Origin of the sequence: Paraburkholderia sp. RL18-085-BIA-A, assembly GCF_046027075.1 — a bacterium.
In the GTDB taxonomy this organism is placed as follows: domain Bacteria; phylum Pseudomonadota; class Gammaproteobacteria; order Burkholderiales; family Burkholderiaceae; genus Paraburkholderia.
Genome location: NZ_JARESU010000093.1, coordinates 24582 through 32513, shown reverse-complemented (window position 1 = coordinate 32513; position 7932 = coordinate 24582). Strand labels below are relative to the sequence as shown.

General features: G+C 56.0%; 6 protein-coding genes. 1 reads left to right on the top strand and 5 read right to left on the bottom strand.

The features are described 5' to 3' along the window. The 4 genes from P0D89_RS37345 to P0D89_RS37330 all read right to left on the bottom strand — a co-directional run. On the bottom strand, window positions 1–350 hold a 350-nt coding region (locus P0D89_RS37345; protein ID WP_408378034.1), incomplete at its 3' end, for a hypothetical protein. Continuing rightward, window positions 350–871, bottom strand: coding sequence for a hypothetical protein (locus P0D89_RS37340; RefSeq protein WP_408378032.1), 522 nt, complete (start codon window positions 869–871; stop codon window positions 350–352). The genes P0D89_RS37340 and P0D89_RS37345, both read right to left, overlap by 1 nt. 2 nt (window positions 872–873) lie before the next feature. Beyond that, complete coding sequence (locus P0D89_RS37335) at window positions 874–2916, bottom strand: site-specific integrase (protein WP_408378029.1); 2043 nt, start codon at window positions 2914–2916, stop codon at window positions 874–876. Further along, on the bottom strand, window positions 2909–5287 hold the full coding sequence (locus P0D89_RS37330) for a hypothetical protein (protein WP_408378026.1): 2379 nt from the start codon (window positions 5285–5287) through the stop codon (window positions 2909–2911). The genes P0D89_RS37335 and P0D89_RS37330 overlap by 8 nt, the downstream gene beginning before the upstream one ends. A 59-nt stretch (window positions 5288–5346) precedes the next feature. Between P0D89_RS37330 and P0D89_RS37325 the strand changes: the two genes are divergently transcribed. Beyond that, window positions 5347–6702, top strand: a complete 1356-nt coding sequence (locus P0D89_RS37325) for an ATP-binding domain-containing protein (RefSeq protein WP_408378024.1) — start codon at window positions 5347–5349, stop codon at window positions 6700–6702. A 127-nt stretch (window positions 6703–6829) separates the two neighbouring features. On the opposite strand, the gene P0D89_RS37320 is transcribed toward P0D89_RS37325, so the two are convergent. Beyond that, window positions 6830–7777 (bottom strand): phosphoribosyltransferase, encoded by a 948-nt coding sequence (locus P0D89_RS37320; RefSeq protein ID WP_408358735.1) that lies wholly within the window; start codon window positions 7775–7777, stop codon window positions 6830–6832. Window positions 7778–7932: the final 155 nt, after the last annotated feature.

Genomic DNA, 7932 nt, shown 5'->3' with positions numbered 1-7932 from the left:
TTTTTCGAAACTTTCTTCTCGTGCTTCTCAACCCTAAGCGCATTCACAAACATCCTGAAGTGGCTGTCTGTTAAATCGATGAAGTCGATTTCGTTTATATAACACCATCGAATCAAGGGACTTAGGTTTTTTGCCCAAGTGAGAAGTGTCCCTCCCTTGTTTTTTCTCGAGCGCCCCTTGCGATAACCGCTCAGAAGATAAAGATTCACCAGCCAACAAACTGTGCCATCGGGCCATAGAACTTGAGGGACATCGTGTGCAGGGTAGTAGGCTGCGCCAGTGTGATTGACATGGAGCGGAAGCGCGCAATCGTCGGCCGTGGTGCGGTAGAGTTTGTCAAATGTGTTCATCACGGTTTAAATTTCCGTAGAATCTCAGACCGACGTTTATAAAAATCCTCTTCCTGATTGGCTTTTCGTGCCATGTCATGTGCTAATAGCAGCACATCATTGAGTTTTAGACCCATTAAAGCTATGTCGTTTGCCACACAACTTAGCTCCTTGTTCTTTTCCTCGAGTTCGTTCTTATACCAGTCTATGGTTCCACGGCCTGGTAGCTCGGGTATTCGGTCGACGTCTTTAAGCTTCGATAACGCTGCCTTACGATAGTCGTTCAATGCCGCGTATCCTCCGTCCAACTGCTCGAGCTCGTTTGCAATCGCTTTGTGAGTGTTCAGCGACATGCCAACTATTGCGGCCTCGGGGATGCAGAGAGCGGCAAGCATACCTTGTGATGTGAGAGCCGGTAACAGAGCATCACGAAGCGGCTTCTCAATCGATTCAGGAGCCTTGACGACATCTTTGAGTAACTTAAACAAGTTCACAACCGATGTGGCTTTAGTGCGAACCATTTCACTAATGTCTTTTGTCAATTTTACGCCTCCTCACGATGCTTCATCACCCGATACACAATTCGGTACTCTTGCCCTTTAGGGCCTCGAAAGAATTCAGGCTTTACCTCGGCCTCACCTGCGGTAATCAAATCCTCGACATAGTCAACTACATCGCGCTCGGGCAGAATATGGAGGTCGTTGAGCGAGATTCCATAACGCTCGCAAATGAGCGCCGCCAGCTCGTCGGTGGCAGGGTGTTCGGCTTTAATAAGGTCTTTTGCGACCGAGGCCATTACGCGTCTCAGGATTTTTCCAGGTACGGCCTCTGTGACGTATCGATAAATCATTTGGGGTTTGTTGTGCCCGAGAAAATAGCGCAGCACTTCGACCCCACCGAATGAACCTTGCCAGAAAAATAACATGGCAAAGTTTCGTCGCAGCTGGTGTGCACGGACATAATAGCGCCTCCCCCGTTCATCTTGACCGGTTTGAAAATAATCGCAGAATCGGTCAAAGAACCGCGTAAAGTCAGGTTGACACACTCCAAAATGTGGTGGTTTTCGTTGCCATCCGCTGTAAGGTATCGCAAACAATTTGCCGTCGTTCTGATACCCTAAGTCGCGCATAGAGTGCGACAGCCTAGCCAAGAGTTTGAGCGCTTCCGCTGCTATGCCTGGCAGTGGTCTGAGGGTGCGTTTCCGGTGTTCAAGAACATTAGCCTTTCTCAAATTGAATGCCAGAAAGTATGCACCGTGCTCTTCAACAATGCTATCAGCTCGAAGGTCTTCTAATTCAGATACACGTCGTGCCATCAGAGTATTAACCATAACTGCAATGGCACCGTAAAGGACTTCAAGCATGTTGAAAAGACATTCACTCCTTCGTAGTTGACCGAAGAACTCGTCCGCGGTGGTTGCGTTCGACCGCCACTGTATGACACCCAACGCCGCAAGCTTTGACGGTATCGGGGCAGCCATCGCGTGTATATCGCCACCCTTGCGAGCCAAGGTTAGATAATAGTCGACAATTGGTTCGGCATATTCGAGATAGAAGGCAATCGAATTGGAGAGGAGGTCGTTGGCGAGGGAGAATGGAAGAGTCGTGAACCGAGCTCGCTCTTTTGTGCGGTCTTTTAGAAGTATGGGCGCTGTTTCGAGAGCAGTAAGCGCTCGCTCAGAAAACAGAGAGATGCCGTGCTGTTGTGCCACACGCGTGCTTCTAAGTACAGCTATATATTGGTTTACGTATTCACGGGAAGAGCGTTCATCCTCGTCAAGATTGTTGGCCGGCACAGCGGACATTTCTCGCGTAAACCACCGCGAAGGCGCAACATCAAGCCCGGGAAGTTCGAGCTTTTCGAAGTGGAAGTCGTTTAGAACATAACGACCGATAACCTCTGAAAGAACTCGCCTGCGTACAACGCGGTAGCGAAACTCTGTTGTTCCAGAGGTACTTGGTTCATAGCAATCGTGAAGTTTTAGCCAGGCTCGTGCGACGAGGGTTTGCTTGCGCGGAAGACTCAACTCTTCATCTTCGGCCAACTCAAAAAGGTCCGGGGTAGTTTTTTGTAACTTTGCTAAAGCGGATGCCGACACTTGCACCTGCGATAAATAGCTGAGGATTCGGGACTTGGGCTCGTAGATGCTGCGTGTAGGTGAGCGATGCGATGCGATGACGGCGATGAGACCCATTACGTCGTTGGCTGTGATAAATCGGAATCCATGTTTTGCTATTTCGAATTCGTCGCTACGAAGCAGGAAGTAGTCAAGTGTCGCAATGGCTAGAGCGATGCGCATGCGAGCGGTTGCAGGAGCAAGAACCACGCTTCCGGTTAGAGCTGGATGTGTTTGAAGACATAGGAATCTTTTGATGCTGTGCAATAATTCTCTGTTTTTGCTGTCCGTGAGAAGACTGCCATCGTCTAGTACCTTCCGAAAATCGATTGTCGTTCGAGCTGTTCCGAAAAGACATTCCCAAACGTCAGCAATGAAATCGCTAACGCGCCATGAAGCGTGCTCCAACGTGTGTTCGGAAAGCCGGAATAAATTGATGAAGCTTAGTTCCTTTGGGAGAGTGTTAAGCACAAACCACCTCCTCAAAGTTTGAAGGGTCTATATTTTTCGAGGCATTGGCCATCATGCGTTTGATTCCTCTATCGTGGAATGCGTCGCTCTCGATATAATTTTTCAATCGCTTCGTGAATTCTGTCCAATAGACAGCCTGCCCCGTCAGCTGTCGTCCGGCTTCTTCGGCGCTATCAACGGCGGCTGAAAGAGACAACAATGTTCCGAACAGACCGGGACTGGCTGCGACCATCACCTCACTGACTGGTCGCTCGCTATCTGTCTCTTCAGAAGGTCGGTCTTCTGGAAGCAGAGGGGCGAGGGCATGGTTTTTCAGGAATTCATCCATCTCCGCAGCCGAATGGAAATGCAGCGCTCTCTGCATGTAGGGCGTGCCCTTTGTCGCCTCTACAATGAGAAGATTCTGGAAAATTCTCAGCCATCGTGTTGCGAAGTACTCCCACAGGGAGTCCGGAAGATAATGCCGCAATGAGGTTTCGCTGTCGTTTCCCAACTCTCGAGCCATCCTGGCTAAGTCCATCGTCTCCAAGAACACGAGAACGCCGCGCGACGACCTGATACGGGCAATGGTTATTTGATTTGAGAGAGACCCAAGATGCTGTTTGTTCGCCTTGGCGAACTGTTGAAACCAACTGCTTACATTGCTCGCGCGTCCGAAATATCCAGCTGGTCCGAGCGGATTGCCAACATAGATGAACAGATTTTGCCAACCCGGGATGTCATGGTCTTCCATGTAAGTCCGCAATGGGGTCGTCAGTTGAATCCAGCGGCGAACGTAGTCGGCGGCATCTCCCTTCAGGGTTACGTGGTGCCATCCATCGCCGGCATCGCGCTCTTTTAACACCGTGAGCGTTAATCCAGCATCGGTTTCGACGGCGTTGATGCGATTGCCGTTCACGTCGAGCAACGTTGCGTCTGAAAGAGCTGACTCAGAAAACCGACCGTCTAGCGTTGCCAAATACGCCATGAACGCCATTGCGTCGCGTCGGGAGGGCAACCCCAGATAACGAGAGACCAACTCTTTGGGAGGACCGTCGCGGGCTGCGCGGCGAGGATATATGGGCGTGTCGTTTCGAGACGTATCCACATAACCATCATGCTCAGACTTGAAATATTTCACTGCAAGTGCGATGCCTCGAAGCTCCTTCCGCTTTTTGTATCTCAGTTTGTTGAATTCTTTAATTGGCGATAGTGACTTGACCGTGTTCGCGAGCTCCACGCCTCGGTCATAGTCCGAAAAGAATTTGTCCACGTGCTCTCGCAACCACGATTGAGTTGTGTCGAAGGCAGTTTTGAGGTGCTTGAATACGAGGAGTGTGGCCTCTTCGTCGGTGACATCTAGCGGAACAGGGACAATGAGCTTTTGAGTAACGAGGGTCGTGGCTCCGTCAGCTGCGGGAACCAACTTTCGATGGGCCACAGCGGTGCCCGCAAGAAGCTTTGGATTACCTTCTGGAAAAGCACTTGCCGGCGCGGCAACAACTCCCTTGTCGGCAAGCGATTTCCAGTAATTGGCGTAGCGACTCCAGAGTTTCTGAAGGGATGGCAAGGTTCCTTCTTGGACCAAGGTTTGCCGACGTACCATCTTCATGAAGTGATACTCCATGAAGTCAACTAGCCAGAGCTGAACGAAGGTTGGGTTTAGGAGCTGGTCAACTGTAGCGGTCTTCCCGATAGACGCTTGATGGCGAACGAAGCGGGCAAAGGTGGCGCCGAAGTCGCGTAGAGCGGTGTCTTTCGCTTTTGGCGCGGCAATCGCGCATAACCCGTCATGAAACGCTTCGGTGAAAGCGTCGCCAAGGACGGGTGGCATGTCACTAAGCGGGACGTTGTAATCAATGCCGGATTTGGGCGTCAGCAGGAACGGACTTAACCTCTTTACCTCGTTGTCGTCGAGGTCAGCTTGCTCGAATGCCGTTACAAGCTCTGGAGGAATCTCTGAGCTGTACGTCTGGATGTGGTCCGAAAACATTACAGGTGTTTCATCACTGAGACGTGCGATAAGCTTTTGGAAGGTGTGCGCCCAAGAAGTCCGAGTGGCGCGGGACACGTTGATGAAGCGTTCGGAGCCTAGCGCACCATAGAACAGCGATTGGAGCGATTTGAAACGTTCCGTAGCGAATGCGACTTGCGAACTAAGGTCGGGTTCGCCCATCACCCGCAGCATGCAATCGAACAGGAGTAGAACTCGTAGGCATACGTCTCGGACATGAGGCGAACCGTTCGAAGCGGTCAGCAGGGCGGAAAGTGCGGTGCCTTCGATGCGAAGAAACTGGTCTTGCGGTGACTCCCATTCCTCTTTCTTCACGCGATAGAGCCGTCGACTGACAATTGTCAGTTCATTTTCGGGGAGGCTTTCAGCGGAAGCCACCAGACTTTCTCCTGTAAAAACAACCATGTATAGTGATAGTCTTGGGAATTGACAAGATTTTGTCAATCAGGGAAAGCGGCGGTACCTATTTCATCGAGGAACTGCTGTACTGCCCCGACCACATCGTCAGGAATGTGGCGATTGCCGGCGTTAACCCATCGCGTATCGTCGACGCGGCGCGCAAGGACCGGCTCGCGGCGGTGATCCGCGAAGCGCTGCCGGCCGACGAGCCGCGCCTTGCGTGCGCGTCGAAGATCCATCATTTTCTCGCCGACGAACTCGCGCTCACGCCGGACACGAGCGCGCTGGTCGGCCAGGCGGGCACACTTGTCACGCGCCTCGCGGGCGGACTCGCGACATGGGCGCGGCGGCTCGAGTTCGCGCCGTTCCGGCTGCGCGTGATCGGCACTGCGGGCTCGGGCAAGACCCAACTGGCGGTGCAGGTGATGAAGGAGGCAGTGGCGCGCGGCCAGCGGCCGTTATACGTGTGCTTCAACCGGCCGCTCGCCGATCACATCGCGCGGGTCGCGCCGCCCGAGGCGAAGGTCGCGAACTATCACCAGCTATGCGACTGGATAGCGCGCGACGCGGGCCTCAAGCCCGATTTCCAGTCCGGCCAGGTGTTCGGGCAACTGGAGACGATGTTCGCTGACACGCCGATCGAGCCGCGCTGGCAGTTCGACGTGCTGATCGTCGACGAAGGGCAGGACTTCCAGCAGCCGTGGGTCGCCGCGCTCGAGCGGCTGTTGCGCCCCGGCGCCGCGTGGTGGTGGCTCGAAGACCCGCTGCAGAATCTGTATATGCGCGAGCCGGTGGCGTTGCCGGGTTGGACCACGTTGAAGGAGACCACCAACTATCGCAGTCCGCGTGACATTCTCGACTATGTGCGCGATGTGGTCGGCGCGTCGGTGCCGCTCGCGGCGGCGCTCGCGTCCGGCAGTCCATTCGACGGCTCCGAGATTTCGCTGTCCGTCTACGACGAAGCGCAGGCGGCCGAAGCCAGCATCGAGGCGACCAAGCGCGCGATCACGCAGGCTTTGTCGCTCGGCTTTCGCAAGCAGGACATCGTGGTGCTGTCGTTTCGCGGCCGCGAAGGCTCGGCGATGACCGCGCAGAATCATCTCGGCCCGCATCGGCTGCGCAGCTTCACCGGCAAGTACGATCTGTTCGGCAACCCGGAGTACCGCGAAGGCGATGTGCTGTTCGAATCGATCTACCGCTTCAAGGGGCAGGCCGCGCCGTGCGTGATTTTCACCGAGATCGACTTCGATGCGTTCGACGAGCGTATTGCGCGCAAGCTGTTCGTCGGCGCCACGCGGGCGACGATGAAGCTGATCGTCGTCGCGTCGCAGCGGGCCGCGCGGCATTTGCGATTGCGGGATGGCAAGGAGAGCAGGGAAGCGAGAGAGAGCTAGCGCTAGTTCAGGCCGCTCTGTTCACGGTCGGGCATTCGACCCAAGCCCAAGCCCAAAATAAAATCCGTAGGCGCGGCGCCCAACGCCCTCAACCCCGCGCCGAAGCTTCAGACCACCCGTCACTCAATCAACTCCACGCCCGCGCACCAACCAGCATCCCGGTGCGCGTAAGCGCATCCCACCAGATCACGCGCAACAGCGGCGCCTGCTGCGCGATCAGCAGCGCCTGCACCGGATCGCTCTCGACAAAATGCGTGACCCCGCCGCGCAACGCAGCCGTAGCCTTGTGCGCGGCGGCACCGGCGGGACTTTCGTCGTGCGCGTCGGGCGTGCGCATCACCAGTTGCATATGACCGAAGCCATGCCGCGCGAGCCACGCCTCGGTGCGCGCGCGATCCAGTTCCGGGCGGCCGGTGATGATCGTGCGAACCCGCTGCAGATCGATGCCGGGCAACACGTCGAACGGCAGCAGCGCATCGCGTTCGGCCAGCGCGGCGGCGAGATCCTCGTCATAGCGCGCAAGCGGCACGTCGGGCAGCAGAATGCCGTCGAGGTCGATCGCATACGTCGCGTATTCGTGGTCGTCCGCCATCGCCGGTGCACTGCCGGTTTCGACCCGTTCCCAGTCCGCGCGATAGCGCTCGGTGTAGGCCTGGCGCTCCCACGGAAACAGCGCAAAGTAGCCGCGCGCATCGATCGCGTAGTCGGGTTGCGTGCGGCTCAGGTCGTCCACCGCGCCGGCCAGCGTCCTGACATCGAGTCCCTGCTGGCGCAGAAACGCGATGCAGTCGGTCAGCGTGAAGCCGCGCCCCGCAATGTCCTCGCACAGCAGCACTTTCGAACCGGCGGGCGGGATCGGCAGCGTCGAATCCCACGCGACCGCGCGCGACTGGCGCTCGTAGCGCAGAAACGCGACCGGCGTGCCGACCGCATGCGACACCATCAGCGCAAGCGGCGCACCGCCGCGCAGAATACCGATCGCCATCGTGAAGCGCTCCGCCAGCAACGCGGGCTGCAGCGATTCGATCCAGTGATCGAGCTGTTCATACGTGAGGGGCAAAACCGGCTTGTTCATGGCTCGGGTGGCGCCGCGTGGCGCGCGTAGGGCGGGTGTCTTTTACGGGCGCGGCCCGGGCTCGGTGGCCAGGCCCGGCGGCGAAGCGGCGCTGTGCTGCTTTGAGACAGAGAATTTTTGGCGATATTATGCATGCGGTTCAAAGATCGCGTGTC

Excerpts from the sequence above, each read along its gene's own strand:
- P0D89_RS37320 (WP_408358735.1), bottom strand. The coding sequence starts at position 7,777 with ATGAACAAGCCGGTTTTGCCCCTCACGTATGAACAGCTCGATCACTGG.